The 25,253-nt window shown below is 57.2% G+C and carries 28 protein-coding genes; 25 read left to right on the forward strand and 3 right to left on the reverse strand.

All coding sequences use genetic code 11. The features are described from left to right. Positions 1–87: 87 nt before the first annotated feature. From ABWV47_RS08165 to ABWV47_RS08180, 4 genes are read left to right on the forward strand one after another with little or no spacing between them, the layout of a single operon-like run. The gene (locus ABWV47_RS08165) at positions 88–990 is read left to right on the forward strand and encodes an urease accessory protein UreD (protein ID WP_353310586.1); all 903 of its coding nucleotides are present in this window, start codon (positions 88–90) and stop codon (positions 988–990) included. 4 nt (positions 991–994) lie between these two features. Beyond that, positions 995–1,297 carry an urease subunit gamma gene (locus ABWV47_RS08170; RefSeq protein ID WP_353310588.1) on the forward strand — a complete coding sequence of 101 codons (303 nt, stop codon included), beginning with the start codon at positions 995–997 and terminating at the stop codon, positions 1,295–1,297. Between the two features lie 12 nt (positions 1,298–1,309). Next, the gene (locus ABWV47_RS08175; RefSeq protein ID WP_353310590.1) at positions 1,310–1,477 is read left to right on the forward strand and encodes a hypothetical protein; all 168 of its coding nucleotides are present in this window, start codon (positions 1,310–1,312) and stop codon (positions 1,475–1,477) included. Further along, positions 1,474–1,782, forward strand: coding sequence for an urease subunit beta (locus tag ABWV47_RS08180; RefSeq protein WP_353310592.1), 309 nt, complete (start codon positions 1,474–1,476; stop codon positions 1,780–1,782). Before ABWV47_RS08175 ends, ABWV47_RS08180 begins: the two co-directional genes overlap by 4 nt. An 18-nt stretch (positions 1,783–1,800) precedes the next feature. Here the strand turns inward: ABWV47_RS08180 and ABWV47_RS08185 are convergent, their stop codons facing one another. After that, on the reverse strand, positions 1,801–2,334 hold the full coding sequence (locus ABWV47_RS08185) for a hypothetical protein (protein ID WP_353310594.1): 534 nt from the start codon (positions 2,332–2,334) through the stop codon (positions 1,801–1,803). Positions 2,335–2,486: 152 nt separating this feature from the next. Between ABWV47_RS08185 and ureC the strand changes: the two genes are divergently transcribed. From ureC to ABWV47_RS08240, 11 genes are all read left to right on the forward strand, one after another. After that, a complete protein-coding gene (gene ureC / locus ABWV47_RS08190; RefSeq protein ID WP_353310596.1) occupies positions 2,487–4,226 on the forward strand; it encodes an urease subunit alpha in 1,740 nt (579 codons plus the stop codon). 180 nt (positions 4,227–4,406) lie between these two features. Next, positions 4,407–4,631 carry a DUF1127 domain-containing protein gene (locus tag ABWV47_RS08195; RefSeq protein ID WP_353310598.1) on the forward strand — a complete coding sequence of 75 codons (225 nt, stop codon included), beginning with the start codon at positions 4,407–4,409 and terminating at the stop codon, positions 4,629–4,631. 22 nt (positions 4,632–4,653) lie between these two features. Continuing rightward, the gene (ureE, locus tag ABWV47_RS08200; RefSeq protein WP_353310600.1) at positions 4,654–5,139 is read left to right on the forward strand and encodes an urease accessory protein UreE; all 486 of its coding nucleotides are present in this window, start codon (positions 4,654–4,656) and stop codon (positions 5,137–5,139) included. Beyond that, positions 5,093–5,773: an urease accessory protein UreF gene (locus ABWV47_RS08205; protein WP_353310602.1), complete on the forward strand. Its 681-nt coding sequence runs from the start codon at positions 5,093–5,095 to the stop codon at positions 5,771–5,773. Before ureE ends, ABWV47_RS08205 begins: the two co-directional genes overlap by 47 nt. After that, the gene (locus ABWV47_RS08210) at positions 5,770–6,180 is read left to right on the forward strand and encodes a DUF3995 domain-containing protein (RefSeq protein WP_353310604.1); all 411 of its coding nucleotides are present in this window, start codon (positions 5,770–5,772) and stop codon (positions 6,178–6,180) included. Before ABWV47_RS08205 ends, ABWV47_RS08210 begins: the two co-directional genes overlap by 4 nt. A gap of 1 nt (position 6,181) precedes the next feature. Then, positions 6,182–6,811, forward strand: a complete 630-nt coding sequence (ureG, locus tag ABWV47_RS08215) for an urease accessory protein UreG (RefSeq protein WP_353310606.1) — start codon at positions 6,182–6,184, stop codon at positions 6,809–6,811. A gap of 142 nt (positions 6,812–6,953) precedes the next feature. Then, positions 6,954–7,628, forward strand: a complete 675-nt coding sequence (locus ABWV47_RS08220; protein ID WP_353310608.1) for an energy-coupling factor ABC transporter ATP-binding protein — start codon at positions 6,954–6,956, stop codon at positions 7,626–7,628. Next, positions 7,628–8,224 (forward strand): energy-coupling factor transporter transmembrane component T family protein, encoded by a 597-nt coding sequence (locus ABWV47_RS08225; protein WP_353310610.1) that lies wholly within the window; start codon positions 7,628–7,630, stop codon positions 8,222–8,224. Before ABWV47_RS08220 ends, ABWV47_RS08225 begins: the two co-directional genes overlap by 1 nt. Before the next feature lie 101 nt (positions 8,225–8,325). After that, positions 8,326–8,862 carry a biotin transporter BioY gene (locus ABWV47_RS08230; protein ID WP_353310612.1) on the forward strand — a complete coding sequence of 179 codons (537 nt, stop codon included), beginning with the start codon at positions 8,326–8,328 and terminating at the stop codon, positions 8,860–8,862. Between the two features lie 9 nt (positions 8,863–8,871). Next, the gene (locus ABWV47_RS08235; RefSeq protein WP_353310614.1) at positions 8,872–10,374 is read left to right on the forward strand and encodes an AMP-binding protein; all 1,503 of its coding nucleotides are present in this window, start codon (positions 8,872–8,874) and stop codon (positions 10,372–10,374) included. Further along, the gene (locus tag ABWV47_RS08240) at positions 10,355–11,524 is read left to right on the forward strand and encodes a thiolase family protein (protein WP_353310616.1); all 1,170 of its coding nucleotides are present in this window, start codon (positions 10,355–10,357) and stop codon (positions 11,522–11,524) included. The genes ABWV47_RS08235 and ABWV47_RS08240 overlap by 20 nt, the downstream gene beginning before the upstream one ends. Before the next feature lie 149 nt (positions 11,525–11,673). Here ABWV47_RS08240 and ilvD read toward each other — a convergent pair whose 3' ends face one another. Both ilvD and ABWV47_RS08250 read right to left on the reverse strand, forming a co-directional pair. After that, a complete protein-coding gene (gene ilvD / locus ABWV47_RS08245) occupies positions 11,674–13,524 on the reverse strand; it encodes a dihydroxy-acid dehydratase (RefSeq protein ID WP_353310618.1) in 1,851 nt (616 codons plus the stop codon). Positions 13,525–13,711: 187 nt separating this feature from the next. Further along, entirely contained in the window at positions 13,712–14,245 is a 534-nt protein-coding gene (locus tag ABWV47_RS08250; protein ID WP_353310620.1) for a LuxR C-terminal-related transcriptional regulator, read from the reverse strand. 151 nt (positions 14,246–14,396) lie between these two features. Between ABWV47_RS08250 and ABWV47_RS08255 the strand changes: the two genes are divergently transcribed. The 10 genes from ABWV47_RS08255 to ABWV47_RS08300 all read left to right on the forward strand — a co-directional run bounded on the left by ABWV47_RS08255 (position 14,397) and on the right by ABWV47_RS08300 (position 25,188). Further along, positions 14,397–15,692, forward strand: coding sequence for an acetylornithine deacetylase/succinyl-diaminopimelate desuccinylase family protein (locus ABWV47_RS08255; RefSeq protein WP_353310622.1), 1,296 nt, complete (start codon positions 14,397–14,399; stop codon positions 15,690–15,692). A gap of 64 nt (positions 15,693–15,756) precedes the next feature. After that, positions 15,757–17,244, forward strand: coding sequence for an ABC transporter substrate-binding protein (locus ABWV47_RS08260; protein ID WP_353310624.1), 1,488 nt, complete (start codon positions 15,757–15,759; stop codon positions 17,242–17,244). 58 nt (positions 17,245–17,302) lie between these two features. Then, positions 17,303–17,710 carry a (R)-mandelonitrile lyase gene (locus tag ABWV47_RS08265; RefSeq protein WP_353310626.1) on the forward strand — a complete coding sequence of 136 codons (408 nt, stop codon included), beginning with the start codon at positions 17,303–17,305 and terminating at the stop codon, positions 17,708–17,710. Positions 17,711–17,716: 6 nt separating this feature from the next. Beyond that, a complete protein-coding gene (locus tag ABWV47_RS08270; RefSeq protein WP_353310628.1) occupies positions 17,717–18,664 on the forward strand; it encodes an ABC transporter permease in 948 nt (315 codons plus the stop codon). Continuing rightward, positions 18,661–19,482: an ABC transporter permease gene (locus ABWV47_RS08275; RefSeq protein ID WP_353310630.1), complete on the forward strand. Its 822-nt coding sequence runs from the start codon at positions 18,661–18,663 to the stop codon at positions 19,480–19,482. Before ABWV47_RS08270 ends, ABWV47_RS08275 begins: the two co-directional genes overlap by 4 nt. Next, the gene (locus ABWV47_RS08280; RefSeq protein WP_353310632.1) at positions 19,479–21,083 is read left to right on the forward strand and encodes an ABC transporter ATP-binding protein; all 1,605 of its coding nucleotides are present in this window, start codon (positions 19,479–19,481) and stop codon (positions 21,081–21,083) included. The genes ABWV47_RS08275 and ABWV47_RS08280 overlap by 4 nt, the downstream gene beginning before the upstream one ends. Further along, positions 21,070–22,518 (forward strand): aldehyde dehydrogenase family protein, encoded by a 1,449-nt coding sequence (locus ABWV47_RS08285; RefSeq protein ID WP_353310634.1) that lies wholly within the window; start codon positions 21,070–21,072, stop codon positions 22,516–22,518. The genes ABWV47_RS08280 and ABWV47_RS08285 overlap by 14 nt, the downstream gene beginning before the upstream one ends. A 17-nt stretch (positions 22,519–22,535) precedes the next feature. Next, a complete protein-coding gene (locus ABWV47_RS08290) occupies positions 22,536–23,279 on the forward strand; it encodes an SDR family oxidoreductase (RefSeq protein WP_353310636.1) in 744 nt (247 codons plus the stop codon). 152 nt (positions 23,280–23,431) lie between these two features. Next, a complete protein-coding gene (locus ABWV47_RS08295; protein ID WP_353310638.1) occupies positions 23,432–24,016 on the forward strand; it encodes an ANTAR domain-containing response regulator in 585 nt (194 codons plus the stop codon). Further along, complete coding sequence (locus tag ABWV47_RS08300) at positions 24,013–25,188, forward strand: ABC transporter substrate-binding protein (protein WP_353310640.1); 1,176 nt, start codon at positions 24,013–24,015, stop codon at positions 25,186–25,188. The genes ABWV47_RS08295 and ABWV47_RS08300 overlap by 4 nt, the downstream gene beginning before the upstream one ends. The last annotated feature ends 65 nt before the right edge of the window (positions 25,189–25,253 follow it).

Genomic DNA, 25,253 nt, shown 5'->3' on the forward strand with positions numbered 1-25,253 from the left:
GAAAATTCATTCATCGATCAAAATTTCACCCAAAACACCTCATACGCCCAAATTTAGAGCATCTCGCCTTCCCGATGAGCGCCTTCGATGCAACCCATTTGGAAAACCTTCGCAAATCGTTTGGAGAGTGCCATCACAGCGCTTGCCCACATATCGTGCCAACCGCCCAAATCGGCCAAGCAACCGCGTGCCATCGGCACCTCAAAGTTCGGCAGTAAACTGCGGGGCGAGATCACAGTTTTGGACGATCTGCGTCTATCCGGCTCCAGCCGGGTTTTGTTTCCACACGCCAATTTCGCGCGCGGACGCAGTGCAGCACTTCAAGCGGTTCTGTTGAACACTGCGGGTGGCATAACGGGTGGCGACCGGTTTGAAGTCAATGCCACCGCAGCTCAAAACAGTCACTTGACGATCACCACCCAAGCAGCAGAGCGCGCCTATCGCAGCATTGATCCCGAACCGGGACGTTTGGAAAGCGCTCTGACACTTGAGGAAGGGGCAACACTCGATTGGCTGCCTCAAGAGACCATTGTGTTTGATGGTGCCTCGCTGGACCGCAACCTGACAGTCGACATGACCGGAACATCTCGCTTCCTGATGGTCGAACCACTCATCTTCGGGCGCACGGCCATGGGCGAGTCTGTTCAGTCAGCCGATATTTTTGACCGCATTACATTGCGTCGTAACAATAGCCTGCTTTTTGCGGACCGTGTGAAGCTTTCCAGCAATGTGCAAGCCCACCTAAACCGCCCGACAATCGCAGGAGGTGGAAGAGCCATGGCAACCGTTCTTCTAGCCGCACCGGATGCAGAGCACCACCTTGATGGGCTGCGCGCATTGTTGCCTTCGACTGGCGGCGCCAGCCTGATCCGCGATGGCCTGCTGTTTGCACGAATTCTTGCAGCAGATGGCCACGCGCTGCGCCAATCTCTTATTCCTGCGCTGAAGCTTTTGCACGGCGCTGACCTCCCCCGAACATGGATGCTCTGAAGACATGCAACTGACTCCCCGCGAAAAGGACAAACTGCTTATCGCTATGGCCGCCGAAGTGGCCCGCAAGCGACTGGCCCGTGGCGTAAAGCTCAATCATCCTGAAGCCATTGCATTGATCACCGATGCCGTGGTCGAAGGCGCACGCGACGGGCAATCCGTGGCTGACCTCATGCAAGCAGGCGCACGCATCATCACGCGCGAACAATGCATGGAGGGCATCCCCGAAATGATCCATGAAGTACAGGTAGAGGCCACCTTCCCGGATGGCACCAAACTTGTAACCGTGCACAATCCAATTCGATAGAGGAGTTCATCCATGCAACGTTTTGCCATCACTGCAATCGCCACAGCCACAGCGGCTCCTGCACTTGCGCATTCTGGCGCGCACCTACATCCACACGCGGGCGATCCAATCTGGCTGCCGCTTTTTGTGGGTACAGTTGTCGTTGGCGCGCTTGGCCTTCTGGTTTGGAACCTCAAATGATCCCAGGTGAATTAATCCCCGCTCCGGGCGAGCTGACCCTCAATGAGGGTGCCGAAGTGACCACGTTGATGGTTGCCAATACCGGCGATCGGCCGATTCAAGTCGGGAGCCACTATCATTTCGCTGAAACCAACCCGGCACTGGATTTTGACCGTGATGCGGCCCATGGCCAACGCTTGGACATAGCCGCTGGAACAGCGGTGCGTTTCGAACCCGGTCAAAAGCGCGAGGTCAACTTGATCCCCGTATCCGGTGATCGGCGCATTTATGGATTTAATCAGAAAGTCATGGGGCCCCTCTCATGACCTAAACCCTAAGGAGAATTAGATGACGACGATTGCCACAAGTTCCATCACTGCCTCACTAAATGGGTTCTTTTTCATGTCTCGCATGGTGGAGCGCAACATGCGCACGTCACACGCCATGACCCGCGCTTTGATAAGCTCGATGATGGTACCAATCGCAGCAGCACAGCCAAAACCGGCACCAGTAGAATCTTCTCCCACAGAAAAACCCAAAGCGGCTACCAAACGTGCTGCTACACGACCTGCAGCTCGCACATCAGCCGCAAAACCTGCAACCAAAGCCGTAGCAACATCAGCTGCGAAGACCAAGGCAGCAGCACCCGCCTCGAATTCTTCAACCAAACCAGCCGCATCTGAACCCGTTTTCAAGTCCACGACGCCGAGCGCCGCCAAACCCAATAAAAAAACAAAACCTGCGGCCAAAACAGCAACGGTCGCAAAAGACGCCGCACCATCGGCACGAAGCAAACGATCCGAGATCAAATCAGCAGCCTCGAATACTGCTCCCGCGGCCCCCAAAGCAACACCCGCAGTCAAATCGAAGGCAACCAAGACGGCAGCGTCGGTTCAAACCGCAGCGGCCACGCCGCCAAAACCAAAGCGCAAACCATCAACCCCACCGGCGATGCCAAGCACATCAGAAAAAACAAAGAAAACCTGAAACTGGCTCCGCCGTTTCGCGAAACTCAAAGAGACCACGTACCATGCCAGCGAAAATTTCCCGCTCCGACTATGCAGCAATGTTCGGCCCCACTGTCGGCGACAAACTGCGCCTTGCTGACACCGATCTTGTCATAGAGGTCGAACGCGACCTGACCGCTGAAAAGGCTGGCAACGGCAACGCGCTGGCCTATGGAGAAGAAGTCAAGTTTGGCGGGGGCAAGGTGATCCGCGACGGCATGGGGCAGGCACAAACCACCCGTGCAGAAGGCGCGGTAGACACGGTTATCACCAATGCGCTGATTGTGGATCATACTGGCATATACAAAGCGGATGTAGGCCTGAAAAACGGGCGCATTGCCAAAATCGGCAAAGCAGGCAACCCTGACACGCAGCCGGGCGTCGACATCATTGTCGGTCCCGGCACTGAAGCCATCGCAGGTGAGGGTAAGATCCTCACCGCAGGAGGTTTTGACTCTCACATCCACTACATCTGCCCGCAACAGATCGAAGATGCGCTGCACTCAGGCCTGACCACCATGCTTGGCGGTGGCACTGGCCCAGCACACGGTACGCTGGCCACCACCTGCACACCCGGAACTTGGCACATCGGCCGCATGCTGCAATCCGCTGATGCCTTTCCCATGAACCTCGCCTTTGCAGGCAAAGGCAACGCCTCCCTGCCCGCAGCTCTGGAAGAACAGGTCAAAGCTGGTGCCTGTGCGCTAAAGCTGCATGAAGATTGGGGCACCACGCCTGCCGCCATTGATTGCTGCTTGTCTGTTGCGGATGCGATGGACGTACAGGTGATGATCCACACCGACACGCTCAACGAGTCGGGCTTTGTCGAAAACACGGTGGCCGCCATGAAGGGCCGCACCATCCATGCGTTCCACACCGAAGGTGCTGGCGGTGGACACGCGCCGGATATCATCAAAATCTGTGGTGAGGAGCACGTGCTGCCCTCATCCACCAACCCCACTCGCCCCTTCACCGTCAACACGGTGGACGAACACCTTGACATGCTGATGGTGTGTCACCACCTCGACAAATCCATCCCCGAAGATGTTGCGTTTGCTGAAAGCCGCATCCGCCGAGAGACGATTGCGGCTGAAGACATCCTGCACGACATGGGCGCGTTCTCCATTATCGCATCGGACAGCCAAGCCATGGGCCGCGTTGGCGAAGTGCTGATCCGCACGTGGCAAACTGCTGACAAGATGAAGAAACAACGCGGGCGCTTGGCCGAAGAAACTGGCGAAAACGACAACTACCGTGTGCGCCGCTACATCGCAAAGTACACGATCAACCCGGCCATCGCCCATGGTCTTAGCCACCAGATTGGTTCGATTGAAGAAGGTAAACGTGCTGATCTGGTGCTTTGGAATCCCGCTTTCTTTGGTGTGAAGCCGGAAATGGTGCTGATTGGTGGATCAATTGTTTGCGCACAAATGGGTGACCCCAACGCGTCGATCCCTACTCCCCAACCTGTCTACTCGCGTCCGATGTTTGGCGCGTATGGTCGTGCGGTGGAAAACGCGGCGGTGGTGTTCGTGTCAGAAGCCGCGCAGGCCGAAGGTATCGGCGCTTCACTCGGGCTGGCCAAGCAGACAGTGGCGGTCCAAAATACCCGACAGATTGGCAAATCAGATCTGAAACTCAACGACGCCACGCCGGATATCGAAGTGAACCCCGAAACCTATGAGGTGCGCGCGGACGGAGAGCTCCTGACATGTCAGCCTGCTGAAGTGCTGCCAATGGCACAGCGATACTTTATGTTCTGATCTCGGCATTTTGCGCCACAAAAAGGTTACCAAACCGACAACGAACACACTGAGAAACGTCGCTGCTTTGCGGCACACGCAACACTGATATGACGAAAGACACTCTGCACATGTCAGCAAAATTGACCCATATTACATGCCAAGGGAGGACCATAAGTTTACAGAAAACTGAGGTTCAAAATGGCACTATCTGCAACACACACTTCTACAACGTTCACTCTGGGAAAAATCTTGGCCGCGCCTTTTATCGCTATCGGCAACTCTTTTGTCCACTTGATGGAATCCAACAACCGCGTAAGAGAAGTAGAATTCCTGAATTCACTGTCGGACGAACAACTTGCAGGCCGCGGTCTGAAGCGCGAAGACATCGTGCGCCACGTATTCCGCGATATGATGCATCTCTGATCAACGCTCTCGGCGGCCGCACATGAACGCGCTGCCCACAGCTCACCGCTATCATGCCCACGGTCACGCCCCGGAAGCGGGGCGCGTGGCACTGACCTACGAAGACCGCTTCTTGCGTCGCAAAACTCTGCGGCTCGAAGACGGCACACGCATTCTCGTTGATCTGCCCAAAACCACATCATTGGACCACAATGGCGTGCTGATCATGCAAAATGGCGGCGAAATCACTGTGATCGCCGCACCAGAGCCGCTTCTACAAGTCACTGCTGAAAACCTCACCCGCATCGCGTGGCACATCGGCAATCGCCATACGCCGTGCCAGATTGAGGACCATCGCCTTCTGCTGCAACATGATCACGTGATCAAAGAGATGCTTCAGTTACTGGGCGCAACGGTCACCGAGGTCACTGAGCCTTTCACGCCCGAGGGCGGCGCCTATGGCCACGGCCGCACACATGGTCATGACCACAGCCATCCGCATGCCCACGACCACACGCATGACCACTGATCCCATCCTGATATTGGCGCAATGGCTGTCCCCGGCGTATCCAGTCGGGTCCTTCACCTACAGCCACGGGCTCGAGGCGCTTGTGGAGTCAGGCGCCGTGGAGGATACAGCAAGCTTTTCGGAATGGCTCTCGGACACGATGCACCACGGTGCCGGGCAGAACGACGTGATCTTGCTCGCACATGCCTATGCAGCGGAAAATAACGATACGCTCGAGGAGATCGACGCCCTTGCTCAAGCCCTTGCCCCGTCTGCGGAGCGTCTTCTGGAAACCGAGCAACAGGGCAAAGCTTTTGTGCGCACTGCAGCCGCAATACACGATATAGAGCTGCCAAACCTCACCTACGCTGTGGCTGTCGGCCGTGCCGCGCGCCTGCAAAACCTACCTCTCGCCGACACCGCCCGGCTGTTTCTACATGCCTTCGCTGCCAACCTCACATCTGCCGCCACACGCCTCGTGCCGCTTGGCCAAACCGAGGCGCAGGCCGTGCTCACCGCTACTGCACCGATGTGCCAACAGATTGTGGATCACGCTCTGACCCAACCGCTGGGCGCCATTGCCTCCTCAACCTTTGCATCTGACATCGCATCCATGCGTCACGAAACGCAATACTCTCGGCTATTTCGCTCATGACTTGGCTTGCGGCACTCCTCTCAGCCTTGCTGGCAATCCCTGCCCTGTTGCACCTGCTCTGGGCGCTGGGAATTTGGCTGCCCCTGCGCGATGAAACCGCCCTCGCTCGCGCGGTTGTTGGTGCCAAAGACGTCACCCGCATGCCCCCCGCTATACCTTGTGCGGTCGTGGCCATGGCTTTGACCTTCGCCGCCGTCTTGCCGCACCGACCGGCGTTTCCGCTGCACACGCCCTTTATGCTGCTATGCACCGTTGTTTTCACACTGCGCGGCGCGGCCACGTACCTGCCAGCGTGGCGGCGTATTGTGCCACAACAGCCCTTTGCCACGCTGGACAGATCTTGCTATGGGCCGCTCTGCCTGCTGCTTGGCGCCGGCTTTTTCATAACGACCCTCACCGGAGCCTGACATGACTTCTCCTAATGGCCCTCTTCGCATTGGCATCGGCGGCCCCGTGGGCGCTGGAAAAACCACGCTCACCGCCAATTTGTGCCGCCTGCTGCGCGACAAACTCTCCATCGCTGTGGTGACCAATGACATCTATACGCGTGAAGACGCCGAAGAGCTTATGCGCCAACAGGTGCTACCCTTGAACCGTATCAAAGGTGTGGAAACCGGCGGTTGCCCGCACACTGCCATCCGTGAGGATGCATCCATCAACCTCGCCGCCATTGACGAGCTGAACAAAGAAATCCCCGACCTCGACATCATCCTGATTGAGAGTGGCGGCGACAATCTTTCCGCCACCTTCAGCCCAGAATTGGCTGACCTGACAATCTATGTAATCGACACGGCCGCCGGCGAAGAGATCCCCCGCAAAGGCGGTCCTGCCATCACCCGCTCCGACATTTTGGTGATCAACAAAATCGACCTTGCTCCCTATGTGGGGGCTTCGCTTGACGTGATGAAGCGTGACGCCACCAAAATGCGCGGCACCCGACCTTTCCTGTTCACCTCTCTGCGGCAAGGCCAAGGACTGGATGCGCTGCTACCGCTGATTGGTGAGATTGGTGGCGTGCCAGCCCTAATGGCAGAGTGAACGCTCAAATCGGAACAATTTTCTAACTTCAGGGCGTCTAGCGCCCTCTGGGCTCTAAAATATACCCGCCGGAGGCTGCAATGCTTCAATCCATGTCCCCTTTGCGCTAAGAGCGCGCGACCAGCAAACGGCGGGATATCCCATGATCGAGCTCAAAAATGTTAGCCTGTCCTTTGGCACACGCACCGTGTTGAGTGACATCTCTCTGCATCTCTCTGAGCGCCGCATTGCAATCTTAGGCGCCAATGGCTCCGGGAAATCTACCTTTGCAAGACTGCTCAACGGTCTTGCGCAGCCCACCTCCGGCGAAGTGCTGGTTGACGGCCTCAACACCCTCAAGAAAGCGCGCGATGTCCGCCGGAAAGTGGGCTTCGTCTTCCAAAACCCCGACAACCAAATTGTCATGCCCGTGGTCGAAGAAGATCTGGCGTTTGGTATGAAGAATCTCGGTTACTCTAAGGAGAACATCATCGCCAAAAGCGATGAAATCCTTGCACGCTACCACATGAGCGACCTACGTGAACATCCGGCACACCTTCTGTCAGGCGGGCAAAAGCAGTTGCTCGCGATCTCAGGCGTCTTGGTTATGGAGCCGCAAATACTGGTGATGGATGAACCCACAACATTGCTTGATCTGCGCAACAAACGGCGCATCACCCGTGCCGTCGCCGCGCTCACTCAACAGGTCATTATGGTCACGCATGATCTCGATCTGATCGCCGACTACGACCGCGCAATTGTTATTGATGGCGGACGCGTTTTTGCCGACGGCAAACCTGCCAAAGTCATCCCTGCTTACCAAGAGCTCATGGCCTGATGTTGGACCTATACTCTCCTGGCCGCTCCGTACTGCACCGCACGCGCCCAGCTCCTAAAATGCTGGGACTGATGGTTGCCGCAACGCTGTTGTTTCTCAATCAAAGCCTGTTGATTACCATCATTGCGACCACTGGCATTCTATTGCTCTACCCCATCGCCCAGCTATCGCCGAAACAGGCGATCACTCAAGTTCGCCCCCTACTTTGGGTTTTCATTTTGTTTTTTGCCATCCAATGGTACTTCTCTGGGATTGAACTTGCGGCCTACGTGGTCTTGCGCCTTGCCGCTCTAATCTGGCTGGCCAGCCTTGTGACTCTCACAACCCGCTCAAGCGACATGATCGACACCATGACGCGCGCGCTGCATGTCTTCAAGCCACTGGGCGTGAACCCAGAAAAGGTCAGCCTCGCAATCTCCCTCGCACTGCGCTTCATTCCGGTTCTGGCTCAAATCACCACCGAGGTGCGCGAAGCCCAAAAGGTGCGCGGCCTTGAGCGCTCGGTTATTGCCGTGGCCATGCCCATGGCGATCCGCGCGATTAAGATGGCGGACGAAATTTCAGATGCCATCGATTCCCGGGGATATCGTTCCTAAGTTTTGTCACCAGGCGCGCACCATCCTTGCGTGCAGGCCAATTGATTTCTACGCCACGCGGTAAATCAAACACCAAGACCACGCGCACGGGACACACCTCTATGACCACCAAAGACATCGTCTATATCGCACTCTTTGCCGCCCTCACCGCGGCTCTCGGCCTGATGCCTCCTGTGCACTTCGCAGGGGCTGCTTTGCCGCCAATTTCGGCTCAATCACTTGGTGTGATGCTGGCTGGTGGCGTACTGGGTGCCAAGCGCGGCGGCTATGCGCTCTTGTTGTTCATCGCTCTCGTGGCCATTGGCCTTCCCTTGTTGTCCGGCGGTCGTGGCGGCTTTGGCGCGCTGATCGGCACCTCTGGTGGCTTCCTTCTGGCATGGCCGCTCTGCGCAGCACTGATTGGCTACCTGATCGAAAAAGACAGAGATGCAACTGCGCTAGAGATGGGCTTCTACGTGGCACTTGGTGGTATCGCTTTGATGTATACCGCAGGCATCCCGTGGATGGCTTTCATTGGCAAGCTTGGCCTGTCCCAATCCCTGACCATCATGGTGGCCTATATCCCCGGTGATCTGATAAAGGTGGTGCTGGCAACTGTGATTGCCCGTGGCCTGCGCCGCGCCTACCCAAGCCTTTAGAGGACGCGCTTGCCCCTACGACATGTATTTGATCATCACCTGCGCCAGCGCCCGGAAGCGCTGGCGGTTGCGCTTTCGGACACCCAGCTCAGCTACGGCGCGCTCTTTGAGCGCCTGCAACGTTTGCATAGCGCACTGTCAAACCTGCCGCGAAAACGCGGCGATCTGCCCTTGCCTGAAGGTGCCCGCAACTTTGCTCTGGCCATTGGCAACCACCCCCAAGCTCCCAGCCTGCTGACCGCCGCACTCGCAACGCCGCATGCCGTCACCCTGCTTGACCCACACTGGCCTGACGCCCTGCATCAGCGTGTGCTGTCCAAACTGCCGCCCGATGTCCTGTTTTGCCTCTCCACACAAACCGGCCTGATCGCCGCAACGGAACACCTCGGTATTCCCGCCATCTGCGTGGACACCGATGCATTTGAGGCGTTTCTCGCCCCCCCAAAAGACATACCCGCCACCGATCCCCGCGCCATCTTCATGGTTGGCTTCACCTCCGGCACCACATCAGAACCAAAAGCCTTCGCGCGTGCGCGCCACAGCTGGCGCGCCTCTCTTGATGCCAGCCGCCTGGCATTTGCGCTCACAGAGCAAAGCCACACCTTCGCCCCGGGCCCGCTGTCCCACGGCATCACGCTCTACGCACTTGCCGAAACGCTCGACCTCGGGGCGACGTTCCACGCGCTGCCCAAATTTGATTTGGCATCTGCCCAGCAGGCCCTCGCCACCGCCCGCCGCATTGTCGCTGTGCCAAGCCTGCTTGGCGCGTTATGCAACGGCATGCAATGTGGCAGCATCGTCGAAATCACCACAGCGGGTGCCAAACTCGATCCCGCGCTTCTGACGAAGGCCCGCGACATCTTTCCGCGCGCCCGCATCCATGAATACTACGGCGCCTCAGAGCTGGGATTTGTCAGTCTCAACACCCACGGCCGCCAGAGCTCGTCTGCGCCCGCGTATTCTGTGGGCCGGCCGTTCCCCCATGTGGAACTTTCACTGCGCCAAAATGGCGAAGAAGTGCCACAAGGCTCGCCCGGCACCATCTTCGTGCGCGGCGATCTGGCGATTGACAGCTACCTCTGGGGTGGCCGCAACAGCGGGTTCCGTCGCGAGGGTCCCTGGGCCACTGTCGGGGACATCGGCAAACTCAACTCCGATGGCAGTCTCAGCCTCCTTGGACGCGAAGGTGGCATGGTCATTACAGCTGGCCACAATGTCTATCCGCAAGAAATCGAAACCGCACTCACCAATATTGCAGGCATCACCGGCGCCGTGGTGCTCGGGGTTGCACATCAGTCTCGCGGCCAAGAGCTCGTGGCCATCGTCCAAGGTGACACCCCTTTGGATGAACTCAAATCCCAACTCTCGATCCGACTGCCGCGCTACAAGTTGCCAAGACATATCTATCGGATCATTGACTGGCCCCTCACGACCTCCGGCAAACCCGATCGCGGTCGCCTGACCTCTTGGTTGCACAAAAAGGATTCCCGCCTTGTCCCTGCTGCCACCTGATCGCCAACCCGTGATCATCGCCGCCCGTCGCAGTGCCATCGGCCGCGCCGGAGGTATGTTCGCCTCCTTAGAAATTGAAGACCTCGCGGCACCTGTTCTGCAGTCTACCCTACAAGACGCCAGTCTCCCTGCTGATCAACTTGACGATGTGATCTTGGGGAACGCCGCCGGGCCCGGCGGCAATGTCGCCCGCCTCGCGGCCTTGCATGCGGGTTTCCCGACGTCCCTGCCCGGCGTCACAGTCGATCGGCAATGCGGCTCAGGCCTTGAGGCTATAATGATGGCCTGCCACCTCATTCAAGCCGGCGCAGGAACAGCCTACGTTGCCGGCGGTGTCGAAAGCCGCTCTCGTGCGCCGCTGCGCCAGCTTCCTGCCAGCGGTAGTTTACCAGAACACAGCTACAGGCGCGCGCGCTTTGCACCTGATGCCATCGGTGACCCGGAAATGGGCGCGGCAGCAGACACCGTAGCCACACAATTTCGAATTTCCCGCACCCGCCAAGACACTTTCGCGCTGCGGTCCCATGAACGCGCAGTAAAAACGCGCGACGCCGATGGCTTTGCCGCAGAAATCACTCCCATCTCGGGCGAGATGACCGATGAATGTATACGTGACACCCTGACCGCCGAACGCCTTGCCCGCTTACGGCCCGCGTTTTCAAAAGACGGCACCGTCACCGTTGCCAACGCCTGTCCCCTAAATGACGGCGCTGCTGCGATGGTCATCACCACACGAACCAAGGCCCGCAACCTCGGTCACACCAGAGCTCTTGCCTACCTTGGGGGGGCAGCCGCTGGCGTAGACCCCAATATCCTTGGCATTGGCCCCGTCGCCTCAACCCGCAAACTGCTCACCCAACATCCACATATCTCGCTCGGCGCACTAACACACTTGGAATTCAACGAGGCTTTCGCCGCGCAAGTGCTCGCCTCACTCGATACGCTCGAAATCGAAGAAACCCTGCCCAATGCCCAAGGCGGCGCCATCGCCTTGGGCCATCCCTTTGGCGCATCCGGTGCCATTCTAGTCACACGCCTCTTCAGCCAACTCATCCGCCAAAAAGTTTCCGACAACAGCCTTGCTATGGCGATGATCGGCATTGGCGGTGGCATCGGCCTGACAGCCGCCTTCCGGCCCCTCACGCTCTAAGCTCGCTTTACCACGACGCGCCACACACTTGCTTTGGGCGAAAAACACACTGAAATGAGCATATCGCAGGTGTGGCAAGACGCACAAAGCCCCAAACGCAAAACGGGGCCGCCAAGCGACCCCGTTTTAAGCTATAAATCGAAAAGCGATTATTCGTCTTCATCCAAAGTGCGCACCGCACCCAAGGATGCGTTGGACACATGCGCCGCATAGACTTTTAGCGCTTTGGACACCGCTCGAGGACGCCCAACAGCTTTCCAAACTTTTTTGTCGGCTTGCGGGTGGTCAGCACGGCGACGGTCCAATTCTTCTTCGCTCACATCCAAATGGATGGTGCGGTTGGGCACGGAAATTTGGATCTTATCGCCATCTTCCACCAGACCAATCACGCCCTTCTCAGCCGCCTCAGGCGAGGCATGTCCAATCGACAAACCAGCGGTCCCACCAGAGAAACGCCCATCGGTCAGCAATGCACAGGTGGTGTCGAGCTTCTTGGATTTTAGATAGGCGGTTGGATAGAGCATCTCTTGCATGCCCGGTCCCCCTTTGGGGCCTTCATAGCGGATTACGACGACAGAATAGGGTTTCACCTCATTCTGCAAAATGCCGTTCATCGCGTCTTCCATGCTCTCAAACACCTTGGCGGTGCCTTCAAACTCATACATCTCCTTGATCACGCCAGCGGTCTTTAGAATACAGCCTTGCTCTGCAATGTTACCAAACAACACGCAAAGGCCGCCTTCTTCAGAATAGGCGTTTTCGAAGTCCCGCACACAGCCGTCCTCAATGTCCAGATCCAGCTCCGTGTACATCCGCGACTGACTGAAGGCCTCAACGGTGCGCACACCGCCCGGCGCCGCGATATACAAATCGCGTGCTTCATTGCCCGCGGTCTCCCGACGCACATCCCATTTGTCGATGAACTCACCCATGGTGCGTTCATGCACAGTCGCACAGTCGCGGTGGATTTTGCCTTCGCGCTCCAGCTCACCCAAGATGCGCGCAATGCCGCCCGCGCGGTGGACATCTTCCATGTGGTACTTCGGCGTCGAGGGCGCCACTTTACTCAGGTGCGGAATCTCACGGCTCAGGCGATCCATATCGGCCATGGTGAAGTTCACGCCACCCTCATGGGCAATCGCCAAGAGGTGCAGAACCGTGTTGGTCGAGCCCCCCATGGCAATGTCCAGCGCCATCGCGTTTTCAAAGGCTTTGAAGTTTGCAATGCCACGTGGCAGCGCGGTCTCATCACCCTCTTTGTACCAACGTTCACAAAGCTCAACGATCTTGTGGCCAGCTTCCTCAAACAACCCACGCCGTTTGGAATGTGTCGCCAGCAAAGATCCGTTGCCCGGCAACGCCAAGCCCAGCGCTTCCGCCAGACAGTTCATCGAGTTCGCGGTGAACATACCTGAACAGGAGCCACATGTTGGGCAGGCAGAGCGCTCAAGCTTGTCGACTTCTTCTTGGCTGCGATCTTCATCGGTCGCGCCTACGATTGCTGTCACAAGATCAGCCTTGTGCTCGCCGTCTGCCAAGATCACCTTACCAGCTTCCATCGGGCCACCAGACACAAAGATCGCCGGAATGTTCAGACGCATCGCCGCCATCAACATTCCAGGTGTGATCTTGTCACAATTGGAAATGCAAACCAGCGCATCCGCGCAATGCGCGTTCGCCATGTATTCCACAGAGTCAGCGATAACTTCACGTGATGGCAGCGAATACAGCATGCCATCATGGCCCATAGCGATACCGTCATCCACCGCAATGGTGTTCATTTCTTTGGCCACACCACCGGCTTTTTCGATCTCGCGCGCCACAAGCTGGCCCATGTCTTTCAGATGCACGTGGCCGGGCACAAATTCGGTGAACGAGTTGACCACTGCCACGATCGGCTTGCCAAAGTCCTCTGTTTTCATACCTGTCGCACGCCACAGTGCGCGCGCAGCCGCCATTCGGCGACCAAAGGTGGAGGTCTTAGAACGAAGATCGGGCATTTTGTGCTCTCCTAAGGATGGCGTTTGGCGCCACACAGGGCGCCCCTCTTATGTCTGGTGTGAACGGGTGCCATTCAAGAGGATGGAATGCAAGTAAAACCGGAACATTATTGCCCGAAACGCCCTGCAAATATTGCGAAAACATCACCTCACGCCGCCCCCACGCAACCCGTCCGCACTGAAAGCCTTATCCGATGGTCAGATGGGCCAGCAGCTCAACGGCGTTTTTCACGTCAAAGCGTTTGAGCAAACGTGCCCGCACATCCTCCACTGTGCGCGGCGATAGTCCCAATTCCCGCGCAATCTGTTTGCTGGTCAAACCACGTCCGACCCCTCCAATTACCTGCCGTTCTCTCGGGCTCAGCGAAACGGGCGGCCCCTCATGTATCACCGCGAAACTCATCACCAGCCGCGCCAACGGATCTTCCGGCGTAACTGTTTGCGCGCGAAAGCGGCACCACACCTGTCCGCCATCTCGCCGTCGCATCATGCGTTCATCGCTGTAGGGGCTGTCGGCGCGCAACGGTTCCATCCCAATGTCGCGCACTTGCTCATATTCTTGTTCAGACCCATATAACTGCCGAAACGACTGCCCAAGCAGCGCCGTCGGCTCATATCCCAACATTTCAGCAAACCCCCGATTGCAGGCGCGGATAACCCGATGTTCGGTCACCACAATACCGATAGGCGCTGCGTCAAAGGCCAGTTTTTGCCACTCCATGCATATCTCCCGAAACCGTAATCCTACGGTATTGATACCGTATCTCTACGCAGGTCATGATTTTTAAATCTCTATAGGCAGCATCTTTTGCTGAAAGTACCCCACCGGAGGCCTCCATACGCTGCCTCCTTCACGCTTGAGAGAGAACGCAATGCACGTCGACACAGCCCAACTCATGACCCGCATAGAATCTCTGCGCGAAGATCTGATCAGTCTGACCCAAGACCTGATCCGCATCCCCACGCTCAATCCTCCGGGCGATTGTTATCGAGACATCTGTGATTATCTCGATACACGCCTCACCCGGCACGGGTTTGACACGCAATTGATCCGGGCTCATGGCGCTCCCGGCGACAGCGACAAATATCCGCGTTGGAACATTATTGCGCGCAAATCAGGGCACCACGCCGGCGAGTGTGTTCACTTCAACAGCCATACAGACGTGGTTGAAGTCGGTCATGGCTGGACTTTCGATCCATTTGGCGGCGAGATTTCTGACGGCAAGATCTACGGCCGTGGGGCCTGCGATATGAAGGGCGGCCTTGCCGCCTCCATCATCGCAGCCGAAGCCTTTATCGCAGAATGCCCCGACTTTCACGGAGCAATCGAAATCTCAGGTACGGCAGATGAGGAATCCGGCGGCTATGGTGGCGTGGCCTATTTGGCTGAGAACGGCTTTTTCGCGCCGGAGCGCGTTCAACACGTCATCATTCCCGAACCTCTGAACAAAGACCGCATCTGCTTGGGCCATCGCGGCGGCTGGTGGGCGGAAATTGAAACCTTCGGAGAAATTGCACATGGCTCAATGCCTTTCTTGGGGGATTGTGCTGTCCGCCACATGGGGGCAGTGATCGACAAATTCGAAAACGACCTCTACCCGGCGATGGCGGCGCGGCGCACCGACATGCCGGTGGTGCCTGAAGGCGCACGTTCCTCCACCATGAACATCAACTCTATTCATGGCGGACAAGCCGAACCGCCGGAGGATTTCACCGGCCTGCCTGCCCATTGTGTGCCTGACAGTTGTCGAATCGTGATTGACCGCCGCTACCTGGCTGAAGAATCCCACGATCAGGTGGCCGGGGAAGTCGAAGGCCTACTCAATGAGCTGTCTGACAAACGTGACAACTTCCGGTACGAAATGCGTGAGCTCAATCACGTGGCTCCATCTATGACCGACCGCGCCGCGCCAGTCGTCACCACAGTAGATCGCGCCATTCAGGATATTCTTGGAAAATCACCCGATTATGTTGCCAGCCCCGGCACCTATGACCAAAAACATATTGATCGGATCGGCAAGCTCAGGAACTGTATCGCTTATGGACCCGGTATATTGGAGTTGGCCCACAAACCCGACGAATACATCGGGATCGACGATATGATCGACAGCGCCAAGGTCATGGCGCACAGCCTGAGGCAGCTATTGTTGCCTCAAGTTCAAGACTAAAGAAATCAACTGGCTATGTGCCCAAAAAAAATTATAAAAAGCAAATACATAAGGGAGTGATAGAATGTCCTACTTTACGTCAATACTTGCCAATGCCAGCGCCGTTGCAGTTCTTTCTAGTGCGACCATGCTGCAGGCCGCACAAACTGACATTACCGTGGCTTTGCAACTTGAGCCACCGCATCTGGACCCCACTTCGGCTGCTGCAGGGGCGATAGATAGCGTGCTGTATGCCAATGTGTTTGAAGGGCTCACCCGTTTTGCCAGCGATGGAGCAGTCATTCCTGGATTGGCCAAAAGCTGGAATATCTCAGAAGATGGCCTGACCTACACCTTCCACTTGAATGAAGGCGTGACCTTTCACGATGGCTCCGACATGGATGCCGAAGATGTAAAGTTTTCGCTAGACCGCGCCCGCGCAGAAGACAGCGTCAACGCCCAAAAGGCTCTTTTCACCAGCATCTCTGATGTCTCTGTGATCGATCCCCTGACCGTAACCGTCACTTTGGACGGCCCCAACGGCAACTTCCTGTTTAACTTGGCGTGGGGGGATGCGGTCATTGTTGCTCCTGAAAGCATCGCGGACATCAAAACCACCCCCATAGGCACGGGCGCGTTCCAATTCGAAAATTGGGTGCAGGGCGATCAAATCACCCTGACCCGCAACGAAAGCTATTGGGGCACTCCCGCCAATTTGACCGATGTGACCTTTAAGTTCATCTCAGACCCAACAGCGGCCTTCGCCGCAATGATGGCAGAAGACGTTGACGCCTTTGCTGGCTTTCCAACCCCAGAGGCCCTGCCGCAATTTGAGGCGGACCCGCGGTTTCAGGTACTTGTAGGCAGCTCAGAGGGAGAAACTATTCTCTCCACCAACAATCAACTCCCGCCTCTGGATGATCGCCGCGTGCGCAAAGCCATCGCCCATGCAATTGATCGATCCGCCATTATTGATGGCGCGATGTTTGGCCTTGGCACGCCCATCGGGACTCATTTTGCGCCACATAACCCAAACTACGTCGACCTCACGGGACTGTCGCAATACGATCCGGATCTATCCAAAAAACTCCTAGCTGAAGCGGGATATCCTGATGGTTTTACCACCACACTGAAACTGCCACCGCCCTCTTATGCGCGCCGCGGCGGCGAAATCATTGCAGCCCAACTGCGCGCTGTTGGAATTGAGACCGAGACCTCCAATCTCGAATGGGCGCAGTGGCTCGAACAGGTATTTCGCGGCAAGGACTTCGGTCTGACCATTGTCAGCCACACCGAACCGTTTGACATCGGCATCTACGCCCGCCCGGACTACTATTTTCAATACGACAATCCGCAATTCCAACAGATCATGGAGACCCTGAATCAGGCGACGCAGCCCCAAGAACGCAAAGCTCTGCTCAAAGTTGCCCAAACCATGATTTCTGAGGATTACGTGAACGGCTACCTCTTTCAACTGGCGTTCCCGACGATTGCCAGAGCCGAAGTTCAAGGTCTGTGGAAAAACGCGCCAACGCAAGCAACCGACCTCACTGCGGTCAGTTGGTCCGAGTAACCCTCTCACACGCCGGGGCCGATCTTCGGCGCCGGCACATTTTCTGGAACATTGCACTATGATAGAGCTCACCCCCGCTGGAACGCGACCAAGCAGCAAAGCGCCAACCGAATACTTTACCGGTGACGTGCGCATGGATCCGGTCACCGAAAGCCGCCCCCCGTCCATGGTCTTCGCAGCCCAAGTGACTTTTGAGCCAGGCGCACGCACGGCGTGGCACACCCATCCGGTCGGACAAACCTTGCACGTGCTTTCCGGGGTTGGTCTCATTGCCCTGCGGGGCGAAGCGCCCCAATTGATACGCCCGGGCGACACGATCTGGATCGAGCCCGACATCGAACATTGGCATGGCGCAACGCCAGACACCGCCATGTGCCATATGGCCATCCAACAGGTCGAAGACGGCAAAGGCGCAACATGGCTCGAGCATGTAACAGACACCGACTACCTCGCACGCCCAAGCTAACACCAGATGCTCCGCTATACGCTCAAACGTGCCTTCTCCCTTGGCATAAGCCTGATCGTCGCCTCTTTGGCGATTTTCTTTGTGGTCGAAGTGGTACCCGGAGATCCGGCAAGTTTCATGCTCGGACTGAATGCGCAGCCTGACACCATTTCAGCCCTGCGCGCCGAGTTGGGCCTCGATGTACCGAAACTCCAACGCTATTTGGCTTGGGTCGGCGGGATGCTGCAGGGAGACTTCGGCCTGTCCTATACCTATCGCACCCCTGTGACTGAAATGATTGGTGACCGCATCTGGGTCTCTCTGCCGCTGGCACTTTATGCACTGACGCTTTCAACCCTGATCGCCTTTCCCGCAGGCATTTATGCTGCATCTCGTCGCGGCAAAACCGGCGACATGACCGTTATGGGGGCCACCCAGCTCGGCATCGCTCTGCCGAACTTCTGGTTTGCGATGATGTTGGTGCTGATCTTCGCCATAAACCTGCGCTGGTTCTCCGCTGGAGGGTTTGCAGGCTGGGACAAAGGCCCGCTTGCAGCGATGAAGTCGCTTACATTGCCCGCCATCGCGCTGGCTTTACCACAATCCGCGATCCTTGCGCGCGTCATGCGATCCTCCCTTTTGGATGTCCTTGGGGAAGACTTCATGCGCACGGCGCGTGCCAAAGGTCTCACCCGACATCAGACCCTGATGCGCCACGGCGTGCGCAACGCGTTGATCCCTGTGCTCACCATCATCGGCATGCAGTTCTCATTCCTTCTTGCCGGCGCCATCATCATTGAACAGGTGTTTTATCTGCCTGGTCTCGGCCGCCTGATCTTTCAGTCCATCTCCGCACGAGACCTGATTGTTGTCGAAAGCGTGGTCATGCTGCTGGTGTTTCTGGTGATCCTTGTCACCTTCTTTGTGGACTTGGCCTACGCCGCTGTCGATCCCCGGCTGAGGACACGCACATGATCCTTCAGCGCAACATTTTGCTGGGCGGCGCGCTCTGTTGTCTCGTGCTTGCAGCCGCGCTCATCAGCTTTGTTTGGACGCCCTACGATATCACCACGATGGATATCCCAAACAAACTGCAAACGCCCTCGGCGCAGCACTGGTTTGGCACGGACCATTTTGGTCGCGACATATTCTCAATGATCATGGTTGGCGCGCGCACATCCCTTGCAGTGGCTTTGGTGGCAGTCGGTATCGGTATGGGTATCGGAGTGCCGCTTGGTCTTTGGGCCGCCGCACGCAAAGACAGCTGGGCTGACGATCTAATCATGCGCGGGAACGACCTGATTTTCGCCTTTCCTTCGCTGGTCATTGCCATCCTTATCACCGCTATTCTTGGACCCGGTGCGGTGAATGCGATCCTCGCCATTGGCATCTTCAACATCCCGGTTTTCGCCCGGTTGACGCGCGCTGGTGCGCTGCCACTTTGGCAACGCGATTTTATCCTTGCCGCCCGCGTTGCTGGTAAACATCCGAACCGGATCTCTGTCGATCACATCCTGCCCAACATTGCCAACCTGCTGATCGTGCAAGGAACGATCCAGTTCTCGCTTGGTATCCTCGCCGAAGCGGGCCTCAGCTATGTCGGACTTGGCGCACAACCACCAGTTCCATCTTGGGGTCGCATGCTGGCAGATGCGCAAACAATGGTGTCTTTTGCCCCCCACCTCGCACTGATCCCCGGCTTCGCGATCATTGCAGCGGTGCTTGGCCTTAACTTGTTGGGCGATGGCCTGCGCGATCACTTAGATCCCAAAATCCGCGTGGTGCGCACGTGACATTGCTTTCTATTCAAAACCTATCTCTGTCCATCGGCATCACCCCGGTTCTACATGACGTCTCGTTTGACATCGCAGCCGGTGAGATCGTCGCCTTGACCGGCGAAAGTGGATCGGGAAAGTCTATGACCGCGCTTGCTGTGATGCAGCTGCAGCCTGAGGCCGCGACGACAACTGGCCAAATCAAACTGAGCGGCGCAGATCTAAACGACCTGCCTGAGAGCACCCTGTGCACCATGCGCGGCAATGAATTTGGCATGGTGTTTCAAGAACCCGCAACAGCTCTCAATCCACTTCAAACCATCGGGCAACAAGTCGCCGAAGCCATCCAAATTCATGACATCATGCCCAAGGCAACCGCGATGGAACAGGCGGCCGCCATGCTCACCCGCGTAGGTATGCCACAAGACCTGTTTCCTTTGACCCGCTACCCGCATGAGCTGTCCGGAGGCCAACGGCAACGGGTGGTCATCGCCATGGCCATCGCACGCCGCCCATGCCTATTGATTGCAGATGAACCCACAACCGCGCTTGATGTCACGACCCAAGCGCGCGTTCTCGATCTGCTCAAAGATCTTGTGCAGGAATTTGATATGGGTCTGCTGATCATCACCCATGATCTTGCCGTTGTGGCCGACATTGCAGATCGCATCGTTGTCATGCGACGAGGCAACGTGGTGGAGCAGGGCCCCACCAAAACCTTGCTTGCCAATATGCAGCATCCCTACACACGGGCACTCTTTGAAGCCTCAAGCCACGCGGTCGACCTGCCACCGGCACAGAACGACCCAACACCCATTCTGACGGTGCGAAACGTCACACGCGACTACCCGCAGCCCCGCCTACGCATGTTCGCACCGCGTGCGCAGCTGCGCGCAGTCAACAACGTCTCTCTTGAGATTCATCAAGGCGAACATGTTGGCCTCGTGGGTGAATCCGGCTGCGGCAAGTCCACGTTGACCCGCGCCATTCTAGGTCTCGAACCAGTGCAGAAAGGCACAATCACCGCATTTGGCCACCCGGTTGGCCCCACCATGCCAGCGGCCCAACGTCTCAAAACTCAAGTGGTGTTCCAAGACCCTTACAGTAGCTTCAATCCCCGCCACAAAGTGTCACGTATCTTGGCAGAGCCTTTCTACCTGATCAAAGCACATCAAACTGGAGCGCAGCTGGAAAGAGCTATCTCAGATGTCCTGTCTGACGTGGGCCTCACATCTGACGACGCAGACAAGTACATTCACGAGTTTTCAGGCGGGCAACGTCAGCGCATCGCCATCGCGCGCGCGCTGATCACGCGTCCAGAACTCATCATCTTCGACGAGGCCGTCTCTGCATTGGATGTGTCGATCCGCGCCCAAATCCTTGATCTAATCGCTGATCTGTCACGACATCATACCCTCGCTTACCTTTTCATATCCCATGACCTCTCTGTGGTGCGGACCATTACTGACCGGGTGCTGGTTATGCAGGACGGAGAGATCGTCGAGCAAGGTAGGACGGCGGAGGTCTTTGCCAATCCACAACATCCTTACACCCAATCTTTGATAGAGGCTGCCCCGGTGCTGCCCACAATTCAAGAGGCGTCACATGTCCCTGCCTGAGCTACCATTTGCCCCGTCTCTTTGCTTAATCGGAGGCCATTGGGTGGCCGCCCAAAACAAAGAAACATTGGATCTAACCAACCCCTCGGACGGCACCGGACTCGCCGCCATCGCCCGCGGCACTGCGGTCGACATTGACGCTGCGGTCGCCGCCGCACACACCGCCCGTGCAGACGTTTGGGGGCGCAGCACAGCGGCTGAGCGTGGCCGCCTTCTTATGCGCATTGGGCAATTGGTCAAAGAAAACGCTGAAACCCTTGCCCAACTCGAAGCTCTTGATGTTGGCAAACCTCTCACGCAAGCGCGCAACGACGTGACAGCTCTCGCGCGCTACATGGAATTTTACGGTAGCGCAGCGGATAAAGTGCATGGTGAAACCATTCCATATCTCGACGGCTACACCGTCTACACCCTGCGCGAAGCCTACGGCGTGACCGGCCACATTGTGCCATGGAACTACCCGATGCAGATCATTGGCCGCTCTGTAGGTGCGGCGCTGGCCATGGGAAATGCATGCGTTCTCAAACCTGCAGAAGAGGCCTGCTTGACCGCTTTGGCTTTTGCCGATCTTGCGATGCAAGCAGGCCTGCCTGACGGAGTGCTCAATGTTGTACCGGGTTTGGGGGCCGAAGCAGGCGCGGCTCTTGCAGGCCACCCAGATATACAACACGTGTCATTTACTGGATCGGTCAACACAGGGCGGCTTGTGCAAACCGCGGCCGCGCAAAACGTGGTGCCGGTGACACTGGAGCTGGGCGGCAAATCTCCACAGTTGGTCTTTGCCGATGCTGATCTGAATGCGGCCCTTCCTTTCCTTGTGAACGCCGGTATTCAAAATGCGGGCCAAACCTGCTCTGCATCTTCGCGGATATTGGTCGAGCGCTCGGTCTACAACGAAGTCACCGACCGCATGTCAGCCGCTTACACTCAAATGCGCGCAGCTCCAGCTCTGGAAGACGCATCGCTTGGGCCGCTCATCTCAGCCCGACAAAAAGAAATCGTCACCGATTTCTTAAAGCAGGGCGCCGATTTGCCAACCGCTGCACAAGGCCAGATCGCAACAGATGCCCCTGGCCACTATGTCGCGCCAACACTTATCGCAGAGGTCCCACCCGATCATACGTTGGCTCAAGATGAAATTTTTGGTCCTGTGCAGGTCTTGATCCCGTTTGACAGCGAAGAGGAGGCCTTGGCCATAGCCAACAACACCAAATATGGTCTTGTGGCTTCGGTCTGGTCACAAAACGGCGCCCGCCAGATGCGCCTGGCCAAACAACTCAAGGCCGGTCAGGTGTTCCTCAACAACTATGGTGCAGGTGGCGGGGTGGAATTGCCCTTTGGGGGCACCGGCCACTCCGGCCATGGGCGGGAAAAGGGCTTTGAAGCCCTGTTTCATTTTTCACAACTCAAAACCGTGGCCGCGTTGCACGGCTAACCGCGAAAGGGCATCAGATGCGTCTTGAAAACAAAACGGCCATTGTCACCGGTGGCGCTCAGGGCTTTGGCGCAGGTATCGTCGACAAATTCCTGTCTGAGGGCGCACATGTGATGGTGGCCGACATCAACGCCGACTCTGCCATCGCCAAAGCTTCCGAACACCCCAATTCCATCGCCAGCACGGTGAATGTCGCTGACGCAGCGAGTGTTCAGGCCATGATTCAGAGCGCGATCACAGCTTGGGGCCGCATCGACATCGTTGTGAACAACGCGGGCATTACCCATCTGCCTGCACCACTTGAAACCATTTCTGAAACCGACTTTGACCGCGTCTTCGCCGTAAACTGCAAGTCCATTTTTTTGATCGCACAGTCTTTGATTCCACACATGAAATCACATGGACAGGGTGCAATCCTCAACATCTCCTCCACCGCAGGTCTTTCTCCGCGCCCCAATCTCAACTGGTACAACGCCTCCAAAGGCTGGGTGAACACAGCCACCAAAACTATGGCCGTCGAGCTTGCCCCCTTTGGCATCCGCGTCAACGCGCTCAACCCGGTCGCTGGCGAAACGCCCCTGCTCAAATCTTTCATGGGCGAAGACACACCACAAATGCGTGCAAGATTTCTTGCCACCATCCCATTGGGCCGCTTCTCTCAACCCGAAGATATGGGCAACGCCGCAGCTTTTCTGTGCTCAGACGAGGCCAGCATGATCACAGGCACCCTTATGGAGGTCGATGGCGGCCGCTGCATTTAGACCGCACATAAATCAGGCGATATCCAAAATGTGGCGCAAAAAATGAGCAAATATCCGCATGACGTATCAACGTTGCCCTACCTTCCCTATGGCCCAGCGCTGCAACGCAGCGTAGGACAGAGCGTCCCCTGCCAGCGGAGCTAAATCCAGCCGTGACCGCCAAGCTTACCATCCTGATCGTGGAGCCTGATAAGCCTCGCGCCGAAGCCATTATCGACAGTTTGGCCGCAACCGGAGATCACCAAATCCGTGTGCTGTCAGAATCAACCGGCCTTGCGCGCTCGGTTGCGGAACTGAACCCAGACCTTGTTTTGGTGGATGTCGCCAATCCAAGTCGTGACGCGATCGACGCGCTCACATTGGCGTCTTCCCCGCTGGAACGCCCCGTGGCGATGTTTGTTGACCGCTCCGATGACGGATTGACCAAAGCGGCTATCGAGGCTGGCGTTTCCGCCTATGTCGTGGACGGCATGCACCCGGACCGCATCAAACCGGTGCTGGATGCGGCCATCGCTCGCTTTCACATGTTCGCGCGCATGCGCAACGAATTGGCCGCCACCAAACGCGCGCTTGAAGAACGTAAAATCATCGACCGCGCCAAAGGCATCTTGATGCGTGCGCGAAACCTAACCGAAGATGAAGCCTACGCCTTGATCCGCAAGACCGCGATGAGCCAAGGCAAGAAAATCGCAGACGTGGCCCAGGCACTCGTCACCGCCTCGGAACTTCTGTCATGAGAACTTTGCCCTTGTCCGTCGGCTTTATGCCGCTGGTGGATGCCGCCCCGCTTATCATCGCCCACGAACTGGGCTTTGCAGAAGAAGAGGGCCTTGCCCTCAACCTGCAAAGCGCCCCAAGCTGGTCCACTCTGCGTGATCGCCTTGTTCTCGGGCAAATCGAAGCCGCCCATATGCTTGCGCCGGTGCCTGTAGCCATGGCCCTTGGGCTTGGCGGTGTCCCAACGCAACTCGATGCCCTTTGCGTTTTATCAGTCAACGGCAACTCTATCGGCATCTCCAACGCCTTGGCGAGCGAGCTTTCGGCCAAAGGTGCGCTGCCCGACTTTATGGATGCCGATGCCACCGGCAAGGCTCTGGCCGACCTCGGCCGCACACTGCGCGTTGGGGTACCCTTTCCTTTCTCGATGCATGCAGAACTGCTGCACTATTGGCTTGCAAGCTCTGGCCTCAATGCGCCCGAAGCCCTAGACATGCGCATCATTCCACCGCCCCTGATGGCTCAGGCAATTGCCGACGACGAAATCGACGCCTTTTGTGTGGGCGAGCCCTGGGGCAGCATCACCGTCGAACAAGGAGGCGGTCGATTGCTATTGGCCGGGGCCGCCATTTGGCAATTCACCCCCGAAAAGGTGCTCGCTGTACGCCGCGAGTGGGCACAAGCTGAGGACGATCTGACCGGACGACTGATGCGCGCCGTGTGGAAAGCAGGCCGGTGGCTGTCTGACCCATCCAGACGCTCGACTGCCTCTGACATTCTGGCTTGGCCGGAGTACCTCGACGTTTCTGCGGAAATTCTGGAACGTGCACTTAGCGGGCAAATGCTCACGCGACCACGTGGTCAACACACCACAGTGCCACGCATGCTCGAATTCTTTGAAGGCGCCGCCACCTTCCCATGGAAAAGTCAGGCCGCTTGGATCGGCACCCGCATGGCCACCCGATTTGGCCTTGATCGCGCGCACTCTGCGGCTTCCGCCGCCACCGTGTTCAGAACGGATCTGTACCGCCGCCACCTCGCAAGCGTTGGCGCCATTATGCCTGCGGCATCTGAAAAACGCGAAGGCGCGCTCCAAACCCCAACCTCGACTGCAGCCGACGGTGGCACACTCACCTTGGGTCCAGATCGATTCTTTGATGGGCGGATTTTCGACCCAGCCCTCCCTGACTGATGAAATTTTGTGCATTTGCAGCATCAGACGCGGCGGCGCAGAAGAAATCAACGAATCTTTCTTGA

This window comes from Shimia sp. NS0008-38b (assembly GCF_040370365.1).
Taxonomy (GTDB): Bacteria; Pseudomonadota; Alphaproteobacteria; order Rhodobacterales; family Rhodobacteraceae; genus Shimia.

Excerpts from the sequence above, each read along its gene's own strand:
- ABWV47_RS08300 (WP_353310640.1), top strand. The coding sequence starts at position 24,013 with ATGAGAACTTTGCCCTTGTCCGTCGGCTTTATGCCGCTGGTGGATGCC.
- ABWV47_RS08255 (WP_353310622.1), top strand. The coding sequence starts at position 14,397 with ATGCACGTCGACACAGCCCAACTCATGACCCGCATAGAATCTCTGCGC.
- ABWV47_RS08260 (WP_353310624.1), top strand. The coding sequence starts at position 15,757 with ATGTCCTACTTTACGTCAATACTTGCCAATGCCAGCGCCGTTGCAGTT.
- ureE (WP_353310600.1), top strand. The coding sequence starts at position 4,654 with ATGAACGCGCTGCCCACAGCTCACCGCTATCATGCCCACGGTCACGCC.
- ureC (WP_353310596.1), top strand. The coding sequence starts at position 2,487 with ATGCCAGCGAAAATTTCCCGCTCCGACTATGCAGCAATGTTCGGCCCC.
- ABWV47_RS08165 (WP_353310586.1), top strand. The coding sequence starts at position 88 with ATGCAACCCATTTGGAAAACCTTCGCAAATCGTTTGGAGAGTGCCATC.
- ABWV47_RS08180 (WP_353310592.1), top strand. The coding sequence starts at position 1,474 with ATGATCCCAGGTGAATTAATCCCCGCTCCGGGCGAGCTGACCCTCAAT.
- ABWV47_RS08220 (WP_353310608.1), top strand. The coding sequence starts at position 6,954 with ATGATCGAGCTCAAAAATGTTAGCCTGTCCTTTGGCACACGCACCGTG.
- ilvD (WP_353310618.1), bottom strand. The coding sequence starts at position 13,524 with ATGCCCGATCTTCGTTCTAAGACCTCCACCTTTGGTCGCCGAATGGCG.
- ABWV47_RS08210 (WP_353310604.1), top strand. The coding sequence starts at position 5,770 with ATGACTTGGCTTGCGGCACTCCTCTCAGCCTTGCTGGCAATCCCTGCC.
- ABWV47_RS08195 (WP_353310598.1), top strand. The coding sequence starts at position 4,407 with ATGGCACTATCTGCAACACACACTTCTACAACGTTCACTCTGGGAAAA.
- ABWV47_RS08205 (WP_353310602.1), top strand. The coding sequence starts at position 5,093 with ATGACCACAGCCATCCGCATGCCCACGACCACACGCATGACCACTGAT.
- ABWV47_RS08285 (WP_353310634.1), top strand. The coding sequence starts at position 21,070 with ATGTCCCTGCCTGAGCTACCATTTGCCCCGTCTCTTTGCTTAATCGGA.
- ABWV47_RS08270 (WP_353310628.1), top strand. The coding sequence starts at position 17,717 with ATGCTCCGCTATACGCTCAAACGTGCCTTCTCCCTTGGCATAAGCCTG.
- ABWV47_RS08170 (WP_353310588.1), top strand. The coding sequence starts at position 995 with ATGCAACTGACTCCCCGCGAAAAGGACAAACTGCTTATCGCTATGGCC.
- ABWV47_RS08265 (WP_353310626.1), top strand. The coding sequence starts at position 17,303 with ATGATAGAGCTCACCCCCGCTGGAACGCGACCAAGCAGCAAAGCGCCA.
- ABWV47_RS08230 (WP_353310612.1), top strand. The coding sequence starts at position 8,326 with ATGACCACCAAAGACATCGTCTATATCGCACTCTTTGCCGCCCTCACC.
- ABWV47_RS08250 (WP_353310620.1), bottom strand. The coding sequence starts at position 14,245 with ATGGAGTGGCAAAAACTGGCCTTTGACGCAGCGCCTATCGGTATTGTG.
- ABWV47_RS08290 (WP_353310636.1), top strand. The coding sequence starts at position 22,536 with ATGCGTCTTGAAAACAAAACGGCCATTGTCACCGGTGGCGCTCAGGGC.
- ABWV47_RS08225 (WP_353310610.1), top strand. The coding sequence starts at position 7,628 with ATGTTGGACCTATACTCTCCTGGCCGCTCCGTACTGCACCGCACGCGC.
- ABWV47_RS08275 (WP_353310630.1), top strand. The coding sequence starts at position 18,661 with ATGATCCTTCAGCGCAACATTTTGCTGGGCGGCGCGCTCTGTTGTCTC.
- ABWV47_RS08175 (WP_353310590.1), top strand. The coding sequence starts at position 1,310 with ATGCAACGTTTTGCCATCACTGCAATCGCCACAGCCACAGCGGCTCCT.
- ureG (WP_353310606.1), top strand. The coding sequence starts at position 6,182 with ATGACTTCTCCTAATGGCCCTCTTCGCATTGGCATCGGCGGCCCCGTG.